Genomic DNA, 21,397 nt, shown 5'->3' with positions numbered 1-21,397 from the left:
TCTTTGGATGCTGGAAAGAGCGTGAAGGGCTCTTGGGAAGGCTAAGTGTCCGACCGGCCTGCCATGCTTTGATTTCTGGGAGGTGTTCGGTAGTGGCCAAGAAGCGGACAAAGACATGGACTCTGGCGAGTGGAGCCCGGGCGGCCCGCGAGGCGCGGATCGCCACGATGCAGCATCTGCAGTCTGCGCCGATCGCCCGGGAAATGCACCAGCAGCAACTACGGAACGCGTTCGCGGTGAAGGTCGCGCACCTGCGTGGCCACAAGCCCACCGCAAGCGCCCTGCTGTTTGGCGGTATGGGCTACCAGCACCCATTCCCCCCGTTCACCGACTGGGCGGCGGCGACCGAGACGGTAGTGGCCGACGAGGCCCGCTACCTGGCCGAAGCCGATCTGTACGTCCTGTCTCCGCAGATGTGTGACGTCGTGATCGCCGCCGCCCAAAGCCTCACCCTGGAAGATCTGGAACTGCTCGGCGAAGAGGACCTACCCAGCCTGACCGGACTGGTGATGCTGCCCCACCCGGTCCTCGTCCGCACCGCCGGCGGCAACATCGGTGACCTGCGTGCGTTCACCTGGCGCATCCCATCCACGATCCTGCACCCCACTGCCGACTTCGCATCACTGGACTACATTCCGGCCGTCCGGATGTCGAGCTACAACGACACCCACGGCCCGGTCCGGCCCGACACCTTTCTGCAGTTCGCCGCCACCGCCAGGGCACAGGGCACCCCGCTACCGCCACTGCTGCTGGACGCGATCAAATGCGTCGCCTTCCGATACGCCGCCACTCCCGAGCAGACCCAGGCGCTGAAGGACTACTTCACGGTCGTAAAAAGCTCCGGCGAGGCCACCCGCGACTGGCATGCGGCCCAAGGACGCGACGAGAACCGTGTGATCGGCGAATACACCCCCGACAGCCAGCTCGACGACCCCGACGACACCTTCCACATCCGGTTTCTGTATGCCTTCTGGCGTCTATGCGAGCAACGCATCGGCACCATCGAGCAGGCTGCCGTCAATCACAGCGCCCAAGTGCGGGCCGACCGCGCCGGTGTGCCGCCCGACGTCCGGGTCGTCCAACTCCGCCGCACGGCCCAGCCCGGCGACCCCACCCCAACCGGCCGTGACTGGCGGCACCGCTGGGTCGTCCGCATGCACAAGGTCCGTCAGTGGTATCCCAGCCTGCAGCAACACAAAGTGATCTACCGGGGGCCGTACATCAAAGGTCCCGCAGACAAACCCCTCCTCGAGGGTGAAACCGTCCGCGGCTTGACCCGATAACACGCCCGGAAACGATTCATCAGCTCTCTGTGCCGCCTTCTGCACATGTTGCCGATCGTGCGGACCGTAGCGAGAGGGCGTCCCAACTACACCATCGGAGAGCAAGCTGGCGACTGATGAGCGACGGGGAGCCGGTGCACGGGAGCCGGGCCCGACGCGGTCAACTCGGCGGCGTCACGCTGACGCCGCCACAACTGGATGCTGGACTCGTAAAGCCCCTCACGGCGCCGCAAGGCACCCTTCTCGCCATGCTCGGCCGCGTTGTACTCCTCGACCATCCGCAACTTGTGGGCGACGCTGGAGGTCCGCCGGGGCCTGCCGGCTCGTGGCCCCTCACCTGACGGGAGGTCATGGCTGGTCATCGTTACTCTGCTCGGTACCCGTTTTGTTCTACTCATATCAGTTAAGGAACTTCATCCCTCATGTCTCACCTGAGCCTGACACAGAGGGGGTCGTGGATTGACGTGAAGCACCGCTACCGTCTCACGATCGACGCTGCGGAGGAATCGGCGCTCACCCGCCTGCTCGGCACCTGCTGATACCGGAGAAGCGGCACAGGTTATCCACAAGTTCCGTTTTCTCAGCTCCGCTCGGCCGCGGCGACTTAGCGTCGCGGCATGGACACACTCGAGCTGGCAAAGCCCTTCCCGCAACGCTGCAGGACCCTCGCCCCGCTGGCGCTGCTGGCCCGAAGGCTCGCTACGTTGCCAACCCCGCGCCCCGGCGCCTTCAAGGGCCACAGACAGTTTCTAACGGGGCGGCGCGGCCCTGGCCGCGCTGCCCCGTTGTCGTTGTAGTCGGAGACCTGATGAGCCGGCCTTGCGGTGGCGGTCCAGGCCTCCGGTGACGTGGACGCGCTACTGGGCGTGGACGTCGCGGCCCTCAGCCGTGGCCAGTCGTCGGGCGGAGGTGGTAGCGGTGCGGACGAGGTTGGCGACGCGCGGATCGACCTCGGCGGCCAGCACACCCAACGACGATTCCGTGCGGGCGTCGTGTCCATCACCCGCCAGGTCGGTGGGGGTGCTCGCCTGAGGCGTGCAGCAGAAGAGTAACGAGCAGGACCACACTGGCCACCTCGTCGTGCCACATAACGAGCAGCGTCACCCGGAGCAGGGCGGTTGACCGCATGCTCGGGGTCAAATGGGTCCTGCGGCGGCGTCAGTCACCGGCCAGCGGCATGGCCCGTAATGAGCCGTCGCCGATTGGTGTCGAACCGGAGGGTCTGACGGGACCGGTCGTAAGGGTGGCTACGCCGAACGTGCTCGGTGTTCGTTGCGGCGAGTGACCTCTCGCGTCGAACGCCGTGCGATGGATCGGTCTTCTAGACCCGCGCCCACCAAGGCCGGCTCACTGGGCAGGGGAGTGCTGCTGCAGGTTCTTCTCGTGGGGAAGCGCATGGGCGGCGACGCAGACCCTCAAGGCGAGCCGGGGCTGTCGCCTGGGACGTGCGGGGACGTCTCAACGGTTCGGTGATCCTGGTGTCTTGATGTGGGCGAGAGTGGGTCGCGGGGGTCCGTTGGCGAGGACGGTCATGCGGGTGTGGGTGGGGGAGTACCGGGCGTCGATCTACCGTGAGGGCGAGGGATGGACGGGCGCGATCTCGCTTGGCCGCCGGCCGGATGGCCGGCGGTGCCGGTTGAAGCGCAAGGCACCCACGCAGCGGCTGCTGATGCGCAAGCTCGTCCAGGCGGTCGATGACCTGGAGCGGGGAGTGTGGGCTGAGCGCGACTACACCGTCGAACGCGCCGCTGAGGATCTGCTGACCGTACTGGCTGGCAAGGAGCTGGCGGAGACGACCGTGCAGACTTACCGCACGCTGGTCGATCGGCATCTGATTCCGCAGCTTGGGCAGGTACGGGTGCGGATCCTGTCAGCTGACGCGGTCGAGACGTGGCTTCTGGGCCGTGCGCACCACCTGACGACCAGCACCTTGCGGATCGTGCACGGGCTGCTGAAGCGGGCGTTGCGGCGTGCGCAGCGGCACGACAAGGTCGCACGGAACGTCGCCGAATTCGTCGACACGCCACGCGGCCGCCCCGGACGAGCGTCGTCGTCGCTGTCGCGGCAGCAAGCGGCTGCGCTGCTGCGGGAGGCGCTGGAAGGTGGGCACCGGCTCGGGCCCTATGTGGCGGTGGGGTTGCTCAGTGGGCTGCGGACCGAGGAGTTGCGGGCGCTGCGGTGGCGGCAGGTGGACCTGGCGGCCGGGACCGTGCTGGTGACGCGATCGGACCGGTTCGGCGGCGACACCAAAACACCGGGCAGCCGGCGGGGCCTGCGCCTTTCCGGACTCGCCGTGGACGCCTTGTCCGCCGCCCGTGCCACCCAGGCCGCGGACAAGCTCGCCGCCGGCGCCGACTACCGCGACCAGGGCCTGGTGTTCGCTCATCCGGACGGTGCCCCGCTGACCGGCGCACAAGTCCGCGACCGCTTCACCCTGATGACGCAGGCGGCAGGCTTGGGGAGCCGCTGGTGCCCGCGCGAGCTGCGACACACCTTCGTCTCACTACTCAGCGACGACGGCGTCGCCACCCAGAAGATCAGCGACCTGATCGGGCACCACAACACCGCCGTCACCGAGACCGTGTACCGGCACCAACTCCAGCCAGTGATCGAAAACGGCGCCGAACGCATGCAAAACATCCTCGCCGCCTACTGACCGCATCCGCCCAACTTCCCGCCAGAACGCAGAGGCAAGCAGCCGATCTGTGCATGGAGATGCGTGACCTGGTTGGGAACGGCAGCGGCGGACGCAAAGCTCGGGTTTAGCTAGCCACCGTACGCAGGGGATCTGCTTGAGTCGCCGGGAGCACGGTGCCACCCTGCATTCCCGAGGTAATGCTCGTCGTCGAACACCTGCCACGGCGTTCGGCCGTCCGCGATGCGGACCAACGGTGCACCGATCTGCGCCGCAGCTTCCTCCAGGAACCTGTAGAGGTCCTCGTCCTCGGCGTAGGTATCGGCGAACAGCAACTGCAGCTTGCCGGTGCCGTGTTCGTCGGCGACGCGACGGGCGGCGGCCCAGCTGTTGATCCCGCCGGAGAACATCACCACATGCCACATCACTGCATGTTCCCTGGCGTGCCGCCCTCGTCCGTATGGTCGACAGGTGCAGGCGGCGATTTGCGGAGGACGAGGACGTCTTCGTGGGCGGTGACGTGGAGAGGGAGCCCGGCGGCGCGAGCCTTGCGGGTCTCGTGGGCGGCGAAGAACGACGCCCGGGTGACCAGCCGCTCGTCCTTGATGCCACACAGCAGCGCGACCAGCCGCTGCACTGGTTCCAGTCCAGCGTCTTGGGCAGCGGCCCAGACCTGGCCGGGGAAGTCAACCAGGTGCCCGTTGCGGCGGAACGGACGGGTGGTGATGGCCACGATGCCGCCGGGCCGCAGCAGCGGCACGCAGCCGGCCAGGATGTCGGCGAAACCGGTCAGCAGCCGCTGGTGGCTGCCGCGGGCCAGATTCCCGGGGGTCTTGCCGTAGGAGTAGTCGGATTTGTGGACGCCGGGTTGGCCGGAGTCGCGGGTGGAGCGGACCTGCCCGTGGACGGAGTGTCCGTAGGGCGGTGAGGTGAGCAGCAGCGCGATCCGTCCGGCCAGCTGTGGATCGGTGACCAGGGCGTGGGCGTGGCGGGCGTCGCCGATGATGACGGCGCCGCTACCGGTGGCGCCCTGCTCTTGGGCGTGGTCGAGGTTGTCGCGCGCCAGTGCGGCCCATCGCGGTTCGAGTTCGATCCCGATCGCGTCGCGGCCGGCGTGAACGGCTTCGACGAGCGTGGTGCCGATACCGCACATCGGGTCCAGCACGAGTTCGCCGGGCTGGGTGTAGGCGGTGATGGCGGTGGCGGCGACGGCGGGCAGCATTTTGGCGGGGTGGGTGGTGGAGTCGGGGAGGTAGCGGCCGCGGCGTTGGCTGGCGGCGGGGCGCTGGGCGCCTAGCCATACCGACAGCGGCACCGGCTCAGTAGTGCTGTCAGGCTCGGGGGCTGGCCGCTGTGGTTCGTGGCCGGAATTATCGGGGTGGTGGGGCATGAGGGTGTGCTTCTGCGTATCCACCTGATTTCTTGGACGGCACGTTCCCCAGCTAACCCGGTGGCGTAGGCATTTCTTAGGCACACGCCTAGGCGCGCAACCGGCACGCTTTAGGCGGTTCATCAGTTCACAGTCAAAGCTTTTCATGTGCTCATGGAGTGCATAGGCGCGCGCCCATAGGCGCAGCCACCCGCACCCGGGAGGGCCTCGCCAGATAGCCCGCTGAGCTGGAACGAGAGCCCGTGGGAGTGATCTTAGGCGCGCATGTTCAACCCGTCGCTGGCGCCATAGGCGTGCTGCGGCTTAGGCGTTTGGTGGGCAATCGATCGGCAGGCCCCTACGGAGTTTCCGGTGCCTAAGAAATGCCTAAGCTGACTGGCTTCATGGACTCCTGAATCCCCCGTCGTGTGGAGCTCGAAGGGAGTCCGGCAATAATGGGAGCTACCGGTAAGCGCCGTTCGCACACCCGTCCGTCGCGGCCCGCCGCCCTGCCTCGGTCGTCGTCCGGCGAGCCTTCGTCCGGTGAGCGGCAGGCCGGCCAGCGGCCGCGCCACCGACATCGTCACCGCCCGCAGGACCGCGCCCTAGGAAGCGCGGCCGCGCACACCTCGCTGGAGACCGCCGCTGAGGCGTTCCGGATGCTGGTCACGGGTCCGGCGCCGCTGTCTGTGGATGGGGCGGCGGTCGGGCATGGGCTGCCGCAGCGGCAGCTCCCGTTGGGGGAGTTGCAGGCGATGCTGCTGCACCCGGCCACTGGCCGCGCCGCGCGTGATGCCGTCTGGCGGCGGGTGGTGGCCGAGGCGCACTCGGGGTCGCCCGCGTGGGTGCTCGGGGCAGTGGGGTTGGCGTTGCCGGCGTTGTGGCGGATGGCCGGTGATCTGGCCGAGGGCTACCGCGGTGAGCCGGCGGATCTGCACGCCGCGCTGTTGACCGGGTTCGTGGACGCGCTGCACCGCGTCGATACGAGTCGTCCGGGGATCATCACCCGGTTGCGGTGGTCGGCCTACCGTGCCGGCCTGCTGGCCCGCTACACCCGCCAGGGTGTCGCGCCGATGCCGCTGCCGCCGCTGGAGTCGTCGCCCCCGCCGCCTCCGTGGAGCCATCCCGACCTGCTGCTGGTCGACGCGGTCGCCAAGGGCGTGCTCTCGCCGCTGGCAGCGGAGTTGATTGGCCGGTCCCGGCTGGAGGACCTCACCCTCAAGCAGGCCGCAGCCGAACTCGGCGTCGGTGTCCAGGCCGCCTACAAGGCCCGGCAGCGTGGGGAACGTCGCCTGGTCGCTGCGCTGGCCTCCGGCGAGGTGGAGCACCGGGTGTCCAATCCGGACCGCGATCGCGGTCTTTTCCTAGTGCGGGCAGCAGACGCTCGCCGGGCTCAAGACCGGCGGCCGAGCCCTGCCGAGGGGTCCAGGGCAGGGCTGGGGCCGCGACCGCCTGGCGTGCGGGGCCGATCCACCCGGTCGGACGGCACAACCGACCCCGAACACCCTCACAACGAAGGAGGTGAAGCCTTCTGCGGCCCCGCACGCCAGTCTCCTGCGGCCCCGCAGCCCTCGTCCTCGTCTGCTTTTTCCTCTCCGGCATCGCTGTCCCGGTCGGGCCGGCGTCGGCGCCGCGGCGATAGCCGTGGTCGAGGCCGAGGGGCGCCAGGCGACTCCCGGGGGACGCAATGAGCCGCCGGGCCGGTCCCGTTCACGTGGTCACGACGATGCTGCTTCGCCTCGTCGCCGTCGCCGTGCTGGTGCTGGGTGCGGCGGTGGCGGGTGCGGGAGCGGCGTGGGCGGAGCCGCCGCAGGATCTGAACACGGTGATCAACAACATCACCCGGTGGCTGGTCGGGCTGCTGGTGTCGCTGGCCACCCTGTTCCTGACGGTCGGCGGGATCCGGTACCTGCTGGCCGGAGGTGACCCGGGTGAGGTGGGCAAAGCCAAGAACACCTTGAAGTATGCCGCGATCGGCTACGGCATCGCCGTGCTGGCACCGGTACTGGTGAACATCCTCAAAGGGTTCGTGGGGGCGTGAGCCGGATGCGTACCCGTCCTGGATGGCCGCGCCCGCCGCAGTGTATGGCGCGTCTGCGAAGGGGCACTCAGGTCAAGCCCGTGCTGATCTGCTGCGCCACCGGCTTGGCGGCCCTGGCCGTCACCGGCATGGTCTCCGGGGTCCGCGCCGAACAGGCCACGGAGCCGACGTCGGCAGCCGCGTCCACCCCATCGCCCTCCACCCCGTCGCCGACTCCGAGCACGTCGGCGCCCAGTTCACCGTCGGCTCCGGCGTCCCCGGCACCGGCTTCGCCGTCCCCGTCCGGCTCGGCCCCGTCGAGTCCGGCCCCGTCGAGCCCGCCTGAGTCGGATGGCGGTGCGGAAGGGTGCGGGTTGCTCGATGTGAGTTGCCGGTTCGAGGGGATGGTCAGCGGCTGGTTCAAGAGCCTGGTGACCTCGGCGATCAACCCGGTGTTCGACATGCTGGGCACGTCGCTGCTGGCCACCCCGCGGCTGGACCAGGCGCCCCGGGTCTCGGGACTGTGGACCGCTTCGCTGACGGTCGCCAACAGCGTCTTCGTGTTGTTCGTGCTGGCGGGCGGGCTGATCGTGATGGGCCACCAGAGCGTGCAGACCTCCTACACGGTCAAGGACATCGCGCCGCGCCTGGTGGTCGCGGTGGTGTTGTCCAACATCAGCTTGCTGCTGGTCGGCCAGGCGATCGAGCTGGCCAACGGCCTGTCGGGGGCGCTGCTGGGCGAGGGCGTGGACGCCGCGCAGGCGGCCGGGCAGCTCAAGAAGATCATCGTGCACTCCATCAACCCCGGCGACGTGGGTGTGTTCATGGTGCTGGTGATCTTCTGGGTCGTGCTGCTGGCGCTGATCTTGTCGATCATCTACATCGTCCGGGTGATGCTGACGATCCTGCTGATCGCGGCGGCCCCGCTGGCGTTGGCCTGTCACGCGCTGCCGCAGACCGAGCCGATCGCCAAGCTGTGGTGGCGCGCCTTCACCGGTGTTCTAGCCATTCAGGTGGCGCAGGCGCTGGTGTTCATCACCGCGATGCGGGTGCTGCTCACTTCCGACATGGTCTCCTGGTTCGGCGTGCGCGCTCCTGGTGATCAGCTCGATCTGTGGATCGCGATGTGCCTGCTGTACATCCTGGTGCGCATCCCATCGTGGATCTCCCGCCAGATCTGGCAGGGCGGCTTGTCGCGCAGCCCCCTGGTGCGGGCAGCCCGGACGGCCGCCATGCTGGTCATCTTCCGCGGCGTCCTCGGCAGAGTCAGGGGCGGCGGCCGGTCCGCAGCCACCGAAGGAAGAACACGCCCACCACCGCCATCGCCGGGACCGCAGCAGGCTCCTGCACCCGGCCCCGCGCCGCTCCCGCTCCCGCCCACGGCGTCCGAGCCGCAGGCGCAGCCGCGCTGGGGCCGCCCCGAGCAGCGGTGGACACCACCCGACCCCGCCGGCCATGAGCGCGCGCACCGCGGCCGACCTGATCCCGATAGCACCGGCCAGCAGCAGCGCTGGGGTAACCCGCACACGACCTGGGCGCCCCCGCACGCCGGGGACTGGCGCCAACCGCCCACGCCCCCGCGGCGATCGGCGCAGGGGGACCGGCAGGTGTGGCCGCCGCCTCATCCCGGGCGCCCATGGAACCCGCTCACCTAGCCGATCCCCGCCTCGGCATCGCCTCGCCCCCTGCCGACGCTTGTTGACCTGCCTGTTCGTGGTTCGTCTCGTGGTTTAGGAGCCTTGGATGTCCGAGCAGTACCGGGTGACCATCCCCGCCAATGTGGAGCGCCCCGATGTGATCGTGGCGAATCTGACCGCCCGGCAGTTGGCGATCCTGATTCCGGCCGCCGCGATGGTGTGGCTGGGCTACCAGGCCACCCGCACCTTGCTGCCGTTGCCTGTGGCCGCCGGGTTCGCGGTGGTGGTCTTGGGCGCTGCGGCGGCGCTGGCGCTGGCCGAGCGGGACGGCGTCGGGCTGGACCGGCTGCTGGTGTTCGCGCTGGCCCAGCGTCGCCACCCCCGCCTGCTGGTCCCCGCCTCCGACGAGCCGTCGGTCAGTTGGGCCGCAGCGGGCGAACCCAAAGGGCAGGCCACCGGGCGGGCGTCGCCGTTGCGGTTGCCCGTCCGGGCGATGGGCCCGGACGGTGTGCTGGATCTGGGCGCCGAGGGCGCGGCCGCGGTGGTTGCCTGCAGCACGGTCAGCTTCGGGTTGCGCACCGGTGATGAGCAGGCTGGTCTGGTCGGGGCGTTCGCGGCCTGGCTGAACTCGCTGTCGGGCCCGGCGCAGATTCTGGTGCGGGCGCAGCCGATCGATCTGCACCCGGCGATCGCCGCCGTGCGGCGGCAAGCCGGGGGCCTGCCGCACCCCGCGCTGGAAGAGGCCGCGCTCGAGCACGCCGATTACCTGGCCGAGCTGTCGGCGTCCCGTGTCTTGCTTGCCCGGCAGGTGCTGGTCGTGCTGCGCGAGGCGGCCGCCCCATCCGGCGCCACCTCGGCTACGGGCTGGGGGGGGCGAAGCGTGACGGGTGCGTCCGCGCGGGTCGTGCGGCGTGCCGAGCAGACCACCCGTGCGCTGTCGGCCGCCGGGATCAACGCACAGATCCTCGACGCCGCCCAGGTGTCCGCGGTGTTGGCGCAGGCGGCAGACCCGACCGCCCCACCCATGCCGCCGGGGGCGGCAGCGCCGGAGGAGACCATCACGGCCGCCCCGGAGCCCACCGGTGGTCGGCGCCGACGCGCCCACATCGAACCGGGGAGGCGGTAGTCATGCGCACCAGGCTGCGCGGCATCTCCCGGCGCCTGCTCGGGGGCGTTGCGGCCGAGACCTGGGCTGCCGCCTTGGGGATCGGGCCACCGGCGATCGAGGTCCACCCCCGCCGTCTGGACTTGGGGGAGGGGGCGTGCGCGTCGCTGGTGGTCACCGGGTACCCGCGCGAGGTCGGGCTCGGCTGGCTGGAACCCCTGCTGACCTACCCCGGCCGGCTGGACGTGTCCCTGCATATCGAGCCGATCCCGCCGCAGGTGGCCGCCGCCCGGTTGCGGCGCCAGCTGGCCCGGCTGGAATCGTCGGCCCGCTCCGATCACGAACACGGCCGCCTGGTCGACTTCGCGGGGCAGGCCGCGGCCGAGGACGCCGCCGAACTCGCCTCCCGCCTGGCCCGCGGCGAAGGCCGGCTGTTCCGCGCCGGGCTGTACCTGACCGTGCACGCCGGCGACCCCCGGCAGCTGGAGGAGGAGGTGGCGCGGGTACGGGCCATGGCCGCCGCGCTGCTGATCGACGCCAAACCCGCCACCTTCCGGTCGCTGCAAGGCTGGATCACCACCCTGCCGCTCGGCATCGACGTGCTGCAGAGCAGGCGGACCTTCGACACCGCGGCGCTGTCGGCTGCGTTCCCGTTCACCTCCCCCGACCTTCACGCCCCACTGGGCGAGCACGCGGTGCTGTACGGCACCAACGCGGGCTCGTCGTCGCTGGTGATGTGGGACCGGTTCGCCCAGGACAACCACAACTCCGTCATCCTGGCCCGCTCCGGCGCGGGCAAGTCCTACCTGGCCAAGCTGGAGATCCTCCGCTCGGCCTACACCGGCGTCGAAGTGTGCGTCATCGACCCCGAAAACGAGTACGCCCGGCTGGCCGCCGCGGTCGGCGGCGCGCACATCCGGCTCGGCGCCGCCGGGGTGCGGCTCAACCCCTTCGATCTGCCGCCTGGCGCTGGCCGCACGCCTGATGCGTTGACTCGCCGCGCACTGTTCATCCACACCCTGGTCGGTGTCCTGCTGGAGGAACCACTCGACCCGGCGGCGCGGGCGGCGCTGGACCGCGGCATCGTGGCCGCCTACCACCATGCGGGGCTGACCTCCGACCCGCGCACGTGGACCCGCCCGGCCCCCGTCCTGGCCGATCTGGCCGCCGCACTGCGAGACGACGGCGACGCCAAGGCCAGCGAGGTGGCCGCCCGGCTCGCTCCCTACACCACCGGGACGTGGCGGGGGCTGTTCGACGGGCCCACCACCACCCGCCCCGACTCCCACCTGATCGTCTTCAGTCTGCGTGACCTGCCCGACGAGATGAAAACCGTCGGCACCCTGCTCACCCTGGACGCCATCTGGCGGCGGGTGTCCGACCCGCACCAGCGCCGGCCCCGGCTGGTGGTGGTCGACGAGGGCTGGCTGCTGATGCGCCAGCCCGAAGGCGCGCGGTTCCTGTTCCGGATGGCCAAGGCCGCCCGCAAGCACTGGGCCGGGCTCACGGTGGTCACCCAGGACGCCGCCGACGTCCTGTCCTGCGACCTGGGACGAGCGGTGGTGTCCAACGCCGCCACCCAGATCCTGCTCCGCCAGGCCCCGCAAGTCCTGGACCAGGTCGCGGAGGCGTTCGCGCTCACCGACGGTGAACGACGCTTGATCGCCTCCGCCCGCCAGGGCCAGGGACTGCTGGTCGCCGGCGCCGACCGGGTGGCCTTCGACGTCGCCTCCAGCCCCGCCGAGCACGCCCTGTGCGAGACAGGCCCGGAGTTCCTCGCCGAAATCGGCGACATCGACACCGCCGGGGCCAGGTTCGGCGGTGCAGCCGACCTGAGCCGGCCCGATGACGCGGAGGACCCGCTGTGATTTCTGATGCGCTCATCGCGGTGCCGCTGGGCACAAGGCGTCCGCATCCGGCTCCGACGCTTGCGCCCTCACCGTCGAAGTCCCCGTCACAGCATCCACACCGCGCCCCTACGGATTCGCCGCTGGGGCGGCTGGTCGCCGATCCGCTGGGCACACTCGCGCACTGGTGGGACCTGGCCGCACAGTTCCTGCTCGCACACCTACCGCTGGTGATCGTGCTCGTCGTCACCGGTATCACGCTCATTGCGGCGGTGCGCCGCTTGATGCTCACCAAGAGGCACACGCACCTGGCCGCCGGGGCTCGCGTGGTGCAGGTGCAGGTCCCACCTCAGGTCGACCCGCCGGCCGCCGCAGCATTGTGGGCGAACCTGATCGGGCTGCTGCGCCCCCGGTGGCGACGGATCATCTTCGGGCAGCCGCACGTGGCCTTCGAATACTGCTGGACCGGAACGGAACTGGCCGTCCAAGTCTGGGTCGCCGGCCCGGTTCCCGCCGGGCTGGTCGCGCGTGCCGTCGAAGCGGCCTGGCCCGCCGCCCGCGCCCAGGTCCTCGACCCGCAGCCCCTCGTCCCTGCCGGGGCCGTCACCGCCAGCGGGACGCTGCGGCTCGCCCGTCCCGATCACCACCCCATCGCCAGCGACCACCGCACCGATCCGATCCGGGCGCTCCTCGGTGCCGCCTCGGGCATCAGCCACGGGCAGTGCGCCGTAGTGCAAGTGCTTGCCCGACCGGCCACCGGACGCCGCCTCGCACGAGCGGCCACAGCCGCCGCCGTACTGCGCGGCGCGCACCGCCCCAGTCCCGTAGGTCGGCTGCTCGACCTGCTCACCCCCGGCATGAGCAGCCGGCCGCCCCGACCGGCCACGCTCGCCGCCGCACACCCCGAGCGAGCCGGCGAGATCCGGGCGATCCTCGACAAAGCCGCCGCTCCACGCTTCGAAGTCGCGGTGCACTACACAGCCGCCACCTCTGTCACCGCTGATGAGCAGGCGGCACGGGCGTGGGCGCGGGGACGCGCACACGCCCTGGCATCGGCGTTCGCCGTCTTCTCCGGCCGTAACTACTTCGATCGGCACCGTCTGCGCCGCGCCGCCGAGGTCATCAACTCCCGCTGGATGGGCCGCGGTGACCTGCTGTCGGTCGATGAGCTAGCCGTAATCGCTCACCTGCCCCAAGATCCGGCCGTCCCCGGCCTGTCCCGCGCCGGAGCGAACGCGGTACCGCCACCACCGGCCGTACCAGCTGGTGGGCACGACACCAAACCGCTGGGTGACAGTGACGCCGGGGCCGCCCGCCCCGTCGCCGTACGGGTCATCGACAGCCGCCAGCACCTGCACGTCGTGGGCGCCACCGGGTCCGGCAAATCCACCCTGCTCGCCCAGATGATCCTTGCCGACGCCGAGGCCGGACGCGCCGCAGTGGTCATCGACCCCCGCGGCGACCTGATCAACGACCTGCTAGGACGCCTACCCGACACGGCAAGCGGCCGGGTGTGGCTGATCGACCCCGACACCACCCCACCGCCCGCCTTGAGCGTGCTGTCCGGCCCGGACGCGAACCTGGTCAGCGACAACCTGGTCGGCATCGTCCACCGCATCTTCGCCGACTCCTGGGGGCCACGCACCGACGACATCCTGCGCTCGGCCGTCCTGACCCTCCAGCAAGTCCCCAGCGCCACGCTGGCCGATGTTCCACGGCTGCTGACCCAGGACGCGTACCGGATCCGCGCCGTCCGCCGCATCGGCGACGACGACATCCTGGCCGGGTTCTGGAGCTGGTACGCGGGCCTGTCCCCAGAAGCACGCGCCAACGCCATCGGCCCGGTAATGAACAAACTCCGCCACTTTCTGCTGCGCCCGTTCGTCCGGCAGATCGTCGGAACACCCGGCCCCGGCCTGAACACCAGCCGCCTGCTCGACCATGGCGGCATCCTGCTGGTCCGCGTCCCCAAAGGCACCCTGGGAGACGACACCGCCCGGCTGCTGGGCTCCATCGTGCTGGCCAAGGTGTGGGAGACCACCACAGCCCGCGCCCACCAAGGCGAGGCCACCCGCCGCGACGCCGCCCTGTACGTCGACGAGGCGCACGCGTTCTTGAACCTGCCGCACGGCATCGAGGAAATGCTCGCCGAAGCCCGCGCCTACCGGTTGTCGGTGACGCTGGCCCACCAGAACCTCACCCAGTTCCCGCCCAGCATGCGCGACGCGGTCGCCGCCAACGCCCGCAACAAGATCTTCTTCGCCGTGTCACCCCAGGACGGCCGCGACCTGGCCCACATGACCTGGCCGAACCTCACCGGCCACGACCTGGCCAACCTGGGCGCCTACCAGGCCGCCGCCCGCCTCACCATCTCCTCCCAAGAGACCCCGGCGTTCACCCTGACCACCCGCCCGCTGCCGCCACCGACCCCCGGCCGCGCCGAAACACTGCGGCAAGCGGCACGAAGCAACGCCGAACCCACCCGCCAACCACCTCGGCTGCCCGACCCCCGCCGAGCCCCACACCGCACTCCCGACCCCACCGCCGAGCCCGCAGCTGGTCTCGACGCCCCGGCCGACGTACCCGGTGCTGCCTGGGAGGACAGCGCCCCACCGCCGGCCTCGCCACCCACCTGGCCGCCACCCACCTGACCGCCGCCACGCACCCGTTCGGCGCACCCCGCCCCCGACGGCCTGCACACAAGAAGGGAGAGGTACAGCATGAACGCACCGAAGACGGCACGCACCCGCCGGACTTACGTCGGTGCAGGCAGCACGCGGGAAGCGTCCCGTCCGCGGGTCAGCCCGGAGCTGATCGCCGTGCTGGCCACCCGGCTCCAGCCCCGTGATGTGTGGCTCCTGGAACTGCTGCACGAACACCGAGTGCTGACCACCCACCAGATCCACCAACTGGCGTTCTCTAGCATCTCCGCAGCCACCCACCGGATGCTCGTTCTGTGGCGGCTGCGCGCCGTGGAACGGTTCCGCCCCGCCGTGGCAGCCGGGTCGGCGCCGCTGCACTACGTCCTCGGCCCGGCCGGCGCCACCATCCTCGCCGAACGCCGCCGCCTCAGCGCCGCCCAGTTCGGCTACCGCCTCGACCGAGCCCTTTCCTTGGCCGTCTCCGACAAGCTCACCCACCTGGTTGGCTCCAACGGCATGTTCGCCGCCCTGACCGCCTACGCCCGCACCCACCCCGGCGCCCGGCTGGACGCCTGGTGGTCCGAGCGGCGCTGCGCCGCGGTATGGGGGAAGATCGTCCGCCCCGACGGGTACGGGCGCTGGCACCACGACGGCCACGCCACCGACTTCTTCACCGAATACGACACCGGCACCGAACCCCTGAACCGGCTGCTGGCCAAGATCGGCGACTACATCACCCTCGCCGACATGACCGGCATAACCCACACCCCCGTCCTGTTTGTCCTGCCCAACCCCGCCCGCGAGCAGCACCTGCACGCCCGCACCCACCCCACCGCCCCGCCGATCGCCACCACCACGCCGCAAGCGCTGAACGACGCAGGCGGCCCCGCCGGCCCGGCATGGCACCCCATCACCCCGACCGGTCAGAACCCACCGCGGCGCCTCATCGACCTGACCGCCCAGACCGGAGGCACTCCATGACCGGCAAACCCACCCTCGCCCTCATCCTCATCGGCCTAGTCCTGCTCGCCGCCGCACTCTGGTCCACCTCCCGCAGCACCACCCGACCCGACCACCCCACCGCGCATTCCACGCCGTCCTCGGATACCACCCCATCGCCCGGCGCCACACCCGCCTCGCGGCCGGTGACCGCCCACGACATCGCGGGCCTGCTTCCCTTAGGCGAAGACCAGATCGCCACCGCAGCAGAGGTGGCGCGCCGCTTCACCGCCCTGTACGGCACCTGGCGTTACACCGAGTCCACCCCCCAGTACCTGGCCCGCCTCACGCCCTTGATGAGTGCGCAACTGCGGCCTGAACTCGAACGCGCCGCCGCCGACATCGCCACCGCCGTTCAGCGGTACCGGCTGCAACAAACCTCCACCGGACAAGCACGCGTCGACGCGCTCAGAGCGCTCGGCCCGACTTCGATCACCGTCCTGGTCACCGGCACCGAACACATCACCACACCGCACTCGACCTGGCAGGACACCTCCCACTACGCCATCACCGTCATCCACCACGACCAGAACTGGCGGGTCTACGCCTTCGATCTAGCCACCACCGGCGACCACGGCGACCGCCCCGACCGCGAGCCGACCGAAGAGGCCCCATGATCGGCCGTCCCGGCTCTGCCGCTGGCCGGCCCTCCTTCGCGCGGGCACGGCGTTGGACAGTCGGGCACGGGAGAAGCAAGTGCAGCCCCGACCGGGGCGCCATCCAGGCCCCCGCAGCGGCCGCCATCGCCGCCGCCGGGCTGTTGGCCATCCCCCTGCTGTTCGGCGCCGCCGTCCTCACCGCCGGCGACGGCACCAGCGGCTGCGGTGCACAAGTGGCGCCCCAGCCAGACGCGGCCCACAGCGCCAAGAGCGGCATCCCCGCCACCTACCTGCGGCTCTACCAAACCGCCGGCAAGCAATACGCGGTGCCCTGGAACCTGCTGGCCGCTATCGGGAAAGTCGAGTCCGACCACGGCCGCGACCCCGGCCCAGGAGTGCGCAGCGGCGCCAACCACGCGGGCGCCGCCGGACCCATGCAGATCGGCATCGGCGGTGCGGCTACCAACAACTGGGGCGGAGCACCCCGCCACCCCGCCACCCGCAACACCGGTGGCGTCGGGACCGACGGTAACGGCGACGGCTGGGCCGACGTCCACGATCCCGCCGATGCCATCCCCGGCGCCGCCCGCTACCTCCTCGCGCACGGCGCTCCGCACAACCTCGCCAAGGCAGTCTTCGCGTACAACCACTCCACCAGCTACGTCCGCAAGGTCCTCGACCAAGCCGCCCAATACGCGGCCGGAAACCTCCCGCCCGGCACCGCCGCCGGCCCCGTCCCCGACGAGTGCTCAGGCGATGTGTCCGCTTACACGGCCGCCCCCGGCAGCGTTGTCGTCAAGGTCATCGCCTACGCCAGAGCCCAACTCGGCAAACCCTACGTCTACGGAACCGAAGGCCCCGACGCCTTCGACTGCTCCGGCCTGACCATGCGCGCCTACCAGGCCGCCGGAATCACCATCCCCCGCACCTCCCAAACCCAATACCACTTCGGCCGCCGCATCCCCCAAGGCACCGAACAACCTGGTGACCTGGTCTTCTTCGCCGGCACCGAAGGCACCGCCGCCAGCCCCGGGCACGTCGGCCTCGTCATCGGCGCCGGACGCATGATCGAAGCTCGCTGTACCACCTGCGGCCCCATCACCACCGCCTCCTACCACGGCCGCAACCCGGTCGGCTTCACCCGCCCCACCGCACACCAGACACGCTGAACCAGAGCCCATTCGAAGCCTTCAGGTACCTGGGTGGAACCCGTCGGCGGCGCGGCACCCACCGATGAGACCCGAGCCATGGACAACAGGCCCTCACGTGAGGGCAGCCGGGTCGGCCTCTCCAAGGCGGGAAGGCGTTCGGCCCTCCAACGGCCTCGCACCTGCCGGACGAACCGGCGACCCGTCCGTTGCTTCGATCGTCCGCTTGCCCATGCCGCTGGAGACAGATGATGCTGCGCGCCGGGGGCAGCATCCCGGCCCGCATTGTGGCCCGGGAACGCCTCACGAACTCACGGAACGGAGTAGACCATGACCGAAGCTTCTCCTGCGGGCCAGGTAGACCGGCTGGCGTGGGGTGCGGTGTACACCCTGCTCACCCAAGCCACCAACCTGGCCGCAGACGACATCCCCATCACCTCCAAGGTGCTGGAAGCGGGCGCCTTCGGTGAATGCCGAGCCTGGCAACTCCCCGAACGCGACACCCCCTCCTGGATACTGCGCCAAACCCGCTACCAGATCGCCTGCACCCTCGCGCTCCCACCCCGCAACCCCGACGACCCGCTGATCGACACCGTGCTGGAGATCCTCGCCCGCCACCCCACCGAGATACAGGCACGGGTGCTGCGCGCCGCCGCCACGCACCTGCCCCACCACCCCGCCGACACCTCGGCGAGAACGACCGGCGCCCACGGGCGGCAACTGAGGGCCTCACGACCATGAACGCCAACGGAGCAGACCCCGCCCACGTGCTGGATCGCGACACCGGCAAGGTCCGCATCCTGGAGCGCCGCTGCGCCAGCTGCATCTTCCGCACCGGTGACCCGATGCACCTGGGCGACGCGCGCACCCGCCAGGTAATCGAGGCCAACCTTCACGCCGGGGCGCTGCTGACCTGCCACGCCACCTTGCCCTACGGGCCGCACCCCAGCTTCGGCCCCGCGGTCTGCGCGGGGTTCTGGGCGCGGCACCGCAACGACGTCCCCGCCGGGCGCCTGGCCCAGCTCATGCTCGGGACCATCCGCATCCCGCCCCCGGACCCTGACGACGATCACTGGCAGGAGGCTTCGACGCCCCACGGACCCGGTGGCACGAGCTCTGGAAAACCAGGGGCCGATTCGGCAACGCCGCGCGGTAGCCGGATCCGGCTCCTGTTCACCTCCGACGCCCACACCCGTCTGCAGCCCGGCGCCCTGGGCACCGTCACCGGCGTCGACAGCCAAGGCACCCTCCGGGTCAAATGGGACGACGGCAGCCGCCTGGGCCTACTCCCCGACCAGGACGAGTTCGAAATCCTCGACCAGCCACCACCGGACACCAGCGGCACGGACTAACAGCCACCGCTGCGCGACCCGCGGATGCACAGAAATCAACGACCGAGCATGACGACGCCGCCAGCAGCGATCGGCCCCCACCCACCGCGGGTGGAGGCCGATGCCATGCCTGGGGAGAGCGCGGCGCAGGGCCAGGGGCGGCGCCGCGTGGCGGCTATCGGGTGCGGGCCATAGCCGGGTCGCCAGCCGCGTAGGCGTCGACGACATGGGCGGGGGTCCGGCCGCGCTGGCTGACCTTGATGCCGTGTCGCTGGGCCTAGGCCCGGATGTCAGCTGCGCGCTCGCGGCCCAGGGTCCCGTGCCGCCCGGCCGTGCTGGAGCGCCGACCGCGCCGTGCCCCGACCTTGCGTGCCTTGGCGATGTAGGGCGCGTAGATGCCGCGCAGCGTGTCTTTGTTCGCCTCGCTGAGGTCGATCTCGTAGCTGCGGCCGTCCAGGCCAAAGCGCACGCTCTCACCGGCGGGCGTGCCGTCAATGTCGTCGATCTTTGTAATGAGTACCTGTCGCGCCATCTGCGTTTTCCTCCCTTTCTTGACGCTAATGACGGACCCCGCGAATAGCAGGGCATATTCACGGTTGACCATAGCATTGCTCTTTGTGGCGCCCGAGAGTGTTCCTTGATTTCTCGTCCATTTCCGTGTGAGCGGATTAGATGCGCCAGCCCTGGTGGTCTCGGGGTGTTCTACTTGATCGTGCTGGCGAAGCCGAGCAACCATGCGCCCGCCATGACCCCTATTGCCGCCCCTTTTGGCGAGATCGCATTGGCCTCCGCATCGTTCCGAAGGAGAAATCCTTCAGGGAGATGTGATAGGCGCCAGAGCACGCAGGTTCCCCTTCACCTCGGCTGGGTGCCACGCCGCGCGTACCGGCCTGACCGGCACGCAAAAGCTTTCCTTGCATGCCGGGGCGCGCGGAAAAGCTGGAGGAGACTTCTATGGACAAATCCATGGGGCGACCAGCGGGTGCTGTCCGGCAGCGCTCTCGGCCCCTGGGACCCAACCCACCTTCACCTCGGGTGACGGCTGGCTCGCCGTTGTCCTTGAAACGACCGTCCACAGCGCTGTCTGCGGCGGCGTCGATGGCGGTAGGGCCAGCGGGGCCGTTCCCCGAGGGCTGGCACGGTTCGGACCGCCCGAGGTTTGAAACGGTCGGCTTCCCCGGCGCTCGGGCGTCGATCACCTTGTACGGCCGGGCAGCTCCGAGGAGGTGGTTCAGCGATGACGGGTGAGCGCCCGGATGCGTTGCTGGAGCAGATCGCCTGCCGGGTCTGGGAGGCGACCCGGCGGCACGGCTTGGAAGAGTCCTGCTGCATCGCCGCCACCCGGATCACCCGGGAGGTGGCGCGTTACTTCGGGGTCCACGGTGGGGCTCAGCCGGTGCGGGTGCTGGTCGCCAATCAGGCGGCGGTGCCGTTAATCACGGCGGGTACTCCTCCGGCTGGTTGGCCTGAGGATGCCTGGTCGACCGGGTCGGACGGCACCCGGCTCGGCCCGGACGGCTACGGCGGGCATCTGGTCTTCACCGCTCACCGGCAGGGCGTCACCCATCTGGTCGACCCCTCGCTGCCGCAGTACGCCCGCCCCCGCCTCCGGCTGCCCCTGACGCCGCTGGCCACCCGCCTGGACGGCCGGTGGCCCGGGCCACCCCGCACCACGTCCGACACCAGACCTGCCGCTGGGCCCGCTGCGGTTGCCGCCGACGACCTGACCGCTGGCATCCCGGCCGATGCCCCGGGTGCTGGGGACGCGGTAGCGATCGACGTGAACCACGGACGTGGAGTGGTGGTCTACCGGCCGCTGGATGACGGCGGCCGGTACCGCCGCTCACCGGACTGGACGGACCGGCACCACCTGAGCCAGAGGATCGCCGGCGAGGTGATCCGCTCCCTGCGATCAGCACAGACCCAGCCGCGCCGCCACCCTCGTCAGCCCCGTCACCAGGGAGATGAGTGACATGCCCCGGTACACCCCCCAGCAGCTCGGCCAGACCGCCGGCGACAAGGCTCGCGCTCTCACCGCAGCCGACCTTGCCGATTTCACCCGCGCTGCCGCCCGGGTCGGCGAGGGCTACTCGTTGCGGAACCGGTTCCTGATGTGGATCCAAGACCCGAAGGTGAGCCAGGTCGCCGGGTTCCGTGCCTGGCGGCAGCAGAACCGCCGAGTCCGCAAAGGTGCCCGTGGACTGGCGATCCTGGCCCCGATCACCCGCCCCAGCACCGACGACCAGTCCGACCGCCAGTCCGGCCACGAGCCGGACGGAGCAGCGGAAGGGCCCAGGGTTGCCGGGGACCGGCCCCGACGGATCGCCTCTTGCAAGGTCATCTACGTGTTCGACATTTCCCAGACCGAGCCTCTCATCCCCTGCCCGCGCTGTGGCCAGTCGTGCACCTGCCCATCACCGGCCCCGAATGTTGCGGGAACGCCAGCATCCGGCGAGGTGACCGCCATGCTCGACGCGCTTGCCGCCACGAACGACGACGGTGACGAGCAGCCGTGACTCCCACGTGCTTGCGCCGATTCGCTACTCCTCCTCGGCCGCCCTGTCAGCGCCATGCTGGCAGTGGTCGGCGCGCTACACCCTCACCGTGCCGAGCTGCGCCGCCAGGTCATCGTCGCGCGTGCGGATGACGCAGGCCACAGGTGTGCAGCGGGCGCGGATCGCGGCCGGCGAGCGGGGGTCCGTACTTCGTCGGCGAGGGAGGCGACGTTCACTCTCCGGCATGTCAGCGGAGTTCATCGCGGCGCTGCTGTCGACCTAGGGCG

General features: G+C 70.4%; 19 protein-coding genes and 1 pseudogene. 15 read left to right on the top strand and 5 right to left on the bottom strand.

Translation table 11 applies throughout. From position 1 onward, the window contains the following. Positions 1-92: 92 nt before the first annotated feature. On the top strand, positions 93-1,283 hold the full coding sequence (locus tag ACTWPP_RS41255; RefSeq protein WP_443109924.1) for a hypothetical protein: 1,191 nt from the start codon (positions 93-95) through the stop codon (positions 1,281-1,283). A gap of 1,531 nt (positions 1,284-2,814) precedes the next feature. After that, the gene (locus ACTWPP_RS41250; RefSeq protein WP_443109923.1) at positions 2,815-3,939 is read left to right on the top strand and encodes a site-specific integrase; all 1,125 of its coding nucleotides are present in this window, start codon (positions 2,815-2,817) and stop codon (positions 3,937-3,939) included. Between the two features lie 110 nt (positions 3,940-4,049). On the opposite strand, the gene ACTWPP_RS41245 is transcribed toward ACTWPP_RS41250, so the two are convergent. Next, entirely contained in the window at positions 4,050-4,343 is a 294-nt protein-coding gene (locus ACTWPP_RS41245; RefSeq protein ID WP_443109922.1) for a hypothetical protein, read from the bottom strand. Continuing rightward, the gene (locus tag ACTWPP_RS41240) at positions 4,343-5,308 is read right to left on the bottom strand and encodes a TRM11 family SAM-dependent methyltransferase (protein ID WP_443109936.1); all 966 of its coding nucleotides are present in this window, start codon (positions 5,306-5,308) and stop codon (positions 4,343-4,345) included. The genes ACTWPP_RS41245 and ACTWPP_RS41240 overlap by 1 nt, the downstream gene beginning before the upstream one ends. 638 nt (positions 5,309-5,946) lie before the next feature. Between ACTWPP_RS41240 and ACTWPP_RS41235 the strand changes: the two genes are divergently transcribed. Together ACTWPP_RS41235 and ACTWPP_RS41230 are read left to right on the top strand one after the other, a co-directional pair. Further along, entirely contained in the window at positions 5,947-6,978 is a 1,032-nt protein-coding gene (locus ACTWPP_RS41235; RefSeq protein ID WP_443109921.1) for a hypothetical protein, read from the top strand. A gap of 35 nt (positions 6,979-7,013) precedes the next feature. Beyond that, positions 7,014-7,328: a pilin gene (locus ACTWPP_RS41230; protein ID WP_443109920.1), complete on the top strand. Its 315-nt coding sequence runs from the start codon at positions 7,014-7,016 to the stop codon at positions 7,326-7,328. Between the two features lie 67 nt (positions 7,329-7,395). On the opposite strand, the gene ACTWPP_RS41225 is transcribed toward ACTWPP_RS41230, so the two are convergent. Next, positions 7,396-7,770: a hypothetical protein gene (locus tag ACTWPP_RS41225; protein WP_443109919.1), complete on the bottom strand. Its 375-nt coding sequence runs from the start codon at positions 7,768-7,770 to the stop codon at positions 7,396-7,398. Between ACTWPP_RS41225 and ACTWPP_RS41220 the strand changes: the two genes are divergently transcribed. The 9 genes from ACTWPP_RS41220 to ACTWPP_RS41180 all read left to right on the top strand — a co-directional run bounded on the left by ACTWPP_RS41220 (position 7,739) and on the right by ACTWPP_RS41180 (position 18,636). Continuing rightward, a complete protein-coding gene (locus ACTWPP_RS41220) occupies positions 7,739-8,962 on the top strand; it encodes a proline-rich domain-containing protein (RefSeq protein WP_443109918.1) in 1,224 nt (407 codons plus the stop codon). The two genes, ACTWPP_RS41225 and ACTWPP_RS41220, sit on opposite strands and share 32 nt — an antisense overlap. A gap of 88 nt (positions 8,963-9,050) precedes the next feature. After that, positions 9,051-10,070, top strand: a complete 1,020-nt coding sequence (locus ACTWPP_RS41215) for a PrgI family protein (RefSeq protein WP_443109917.1) — start codon at positions 9,051-9,053, stop codon at positions 10,068-10,070. A 2-nt stretch (positions 10,071-10,072) separates the two neighbouring features. Further along, on the top strand, positions 10,073-11,917 hold the full coding sequence (locus ACTWPP_RS41210) for a VirB4 family type IV secretion system protein (protein ID WP_443109916.1): 1,845 nt from the start codon (positions 10,073-10,075) through the stop codon (positions 11,915-11,917). Further along, a complete protein-coding gene (locus ACTWPP_RS41205; RefSeq protein WP_443109915.1) occupies positions 11,914-14,547 on the top strand; it encodes a type IV secretory system conjugative DNA transfer family protein in 2,634 nt (877 codons plus the stop codon). The genes ACTWPP_RS41210 and ACTWPP_RS41205 overlap by 4 nt, the downstream gene beginning before the upstream one ends. A 69-nt stretch (positions 14,548-14,616) precedes the next feature. After that, positions 14,617-15,519, top strand: coding sequence for a replication-relaxation family protein (locus ACTWPP_RS41200; RefSeq protein WP_443109914.1), 903 nt, complete (start codon positions 14,617-14,619; stop codon positions 15,517-15,519). Then, positions 15,516-16,154, top strand: coding sequence for a hypothetical protein (locus tag ACTWPP_RS41195; protein ID WP_443109913.1), 639 nt, complete (start codon positions 15,516-15,518; stop codon positions 16,152-16,154). The genes ACTWPP_RS41200 and ACTWPP_RS41195 overlap by 4 nt, the downstream gene beginning before the upstream one ends. A gap of 143 nt (positions 16,155-16,297) precedes the next feature. Continuing rightward, on the top strand, positions 16,298-17,305 hold the full coding sequence (locus ACTWPP_RS41190) for a C40 family peptidase (RefSeq protein ID WP_443109912.1): 1,008 nt from the start codon (positions 16,298-16,300) through the stop codon (positions 17,303-17,305). Positions 17,306-17,614: 309 nt separating this feature from the next. After that, positions 17,615-18,025: a hypothetical protein gene (locus ACTWPP_RS41185; protein WP_443109911.1), complete on the top strand. Its 411-nt coding sequence runs from the start codon at positions 17,615-17,617 to the stop codon at positions 18,023-18,025. After that, positions 18,022-18,636, top strand: coding sequence for a DUF4314 domain-containing protein (locus ACTWPP_RS41180; protein WP_443109910.1), 615 nt, complete (start codon positions 18,022-18,024; stop codon positions 18,634-18,636). The genes ACTWPP_RS41185 and ACTWPP_RS41180 overlap by 4 nt, the downstream gene beginning before the upstream one ends. Before the next feature lie 154 nt (positions 18,637-18,790). On the opposite strand, the pseudogene ACTWPP_RS41175 reads toward ACTWPP_RS41180, so the two are convergent. Continuing rightward, positions 18,791-18,883, bottom strand: a pseudogene (locus ACTWPP_RS41175) (Lsr2 family DNA-binding protein); the annotation flags it as partial. Between the two features lie 9 nt (positions 18,884-18,892). Then, positions 18,893-19,219 carry a histone-like nucleoid-structuring protein Lsr2 gene (locus ACTWPP_RS41170; RefSeq protein ID WP_443109909.1) on the bottom strand — a complete coding sequence of 109 codons (327 nt, stop codon included), beginning with the start codon at positions 19,217-19,219 and terminating at the stop codon, positions 18,893-18,895. A gap of 633 nt (positions 19,220-19,852) precedes the next feature. Here ACTWPP_RS41170 and ACTWPP_RS41165 point away from each other — a divergent pair. Next, positions 19,853-20,587 carry a hypothetical protein gene (locus ACTWPP_RS41165; protein ID WP_443109908.1) on the top strand — a complete coding sequence of 245 codons (735 nt, stop codon included), beginning with the start codon at positions 19,853-19,855 and terminating at the stop codon, positions 20,585-20,587. Beyond that, entirely contained in the window at positions 20,580-21,131 is a 552-nt protein-coding gene (locus ACTWPP_RS41160) for an ArdC family protein (protein WP_443109907.1), read from the top strand. The genes ACTWPP_RS41165 and ACTWPP_RS41160 overlap by 8 nt, the downstream gene beginning before the upstream one ends. Positions 21,132-21,397 lie beyond the last annotated feature (266 nt).

This window comes from Actinomadura sp. 3N407 (assembly GCF_052245875.1).
In the GTDB taxonomy this organism is placed as follows: Bacteria; Actinomycetota; Actinomycetes; order Streptosporangiales; family Streptosporangiaceae; genus Spirillospora.
Note: the sequence above shows the minus strand (reverse complement) of the source record. Positions and strands in the feature narration are given on the sequence as shown.

Coding starts and splice junctions, on each gene's coding strand:
- ACTWPP_RS41250 (WP_443109923.1), top strand. CDS start 2,815: ATGCGGGTGTGGGTGGGGGAGTACCGGGCGTCGATCTACCGTGAGGGC.
- ACTWPP_RS41245 (WP_443109922.1), bottom strand. CDS start 4,343: ATGTGGCATGTGGTGATGTTCTCCGGCGGGATCAACAGCTGGGCCGCC.
- ACTWPP_RS41240 (WP_443109936.1), bottom strand. CDS start 5,308: ATGCCCCACCACCCCGATAATTCCGGCCACGAACCACAGCGGCCAGCC.
- ACTWPP_RS41235 (WP_443109921.1), top strand. CDS start 5,947: ATGCTGGTCACGGGTCCGGCGCCGCTGTCTGTGGATGGGGCGGCGGTC.
- ACTWPP_RS41230 (WP_443109920.1), top strand. CDS start 7,014: ATGCTGCTTCGCCTCGTCGCCGTCGCCGTGCTGGTGCTGGGTGCGGCG.
- ACTWPP_RS41225 (WP_443109919.1), bottom strand. CDS start 7,770: ATGTCGAACACCGGGTTGATCGCCGAGGTCACCAGGCTCTTGAACCAG.
- ACTWPP_RS41215 (WP_443109917.1), top strand. CDS start 9,051: ATGTCCGAGCAGTACCGGGTGACCATCCCCGCCAATGTGGAGCGCCCC.
- ACTWPP_RS41210 (WP_443109916.1), top strand. CDS start 10,073: ATGCGCACCAGGCTGCGCGGCATCTCCCGGCGCCTGCTCGGGGGCGTT.
- ACTWPP_RS41200 (WP_443109914.1), top strand. CDS start 14,617: ATGAACGCACCGAAGACGGCACGCACCCGCCGGACTTACGTCGGTGCA.
- ACTWPP_RS41195 (WP_443109913.1), top strand. CDS start 15,516: ATGACCGGCAAACCCACCCTCGCCCTCATCCTCATCGGCCTAGTCCTG.
- ACTWPP_RS41185 (WP_443109911.1), top strand. CDS start 17,615: ATGACCGAAGCTTCTCCTGCGGGCCAGGTAGACCGGCTGGCGTGGGGT.
- ACTWPP_RS41180 (WP_443109910.1), top strand. CDS start 18,022: ATGAACGCCAACGGAGCAGACCCCGCCCACGTGCTGGATCGCGACACC.
- ACTWPP_RS41170 (WP_443109909.1), bottom strand. CDS start 19,219: ATGGTCAACCGTGAATATGCCCTGCTATTCGCGGGGTCCGTCATTAGC.
- ACTWPP_RS41165 (WP_443109908.1), top strand. CDS start 19,853: ATGACGGGTGAGCGCCCGGATGCGTTGCTGGAGCAGATCGCCTGCCGG.
- ACTWPP_RS41160 (WP_443109907.1), top strand. CDS start 20,580: ATGAGTGACATGCCCCGGTACACCCCCCAGCAGCTCGGCCAGACCGCC.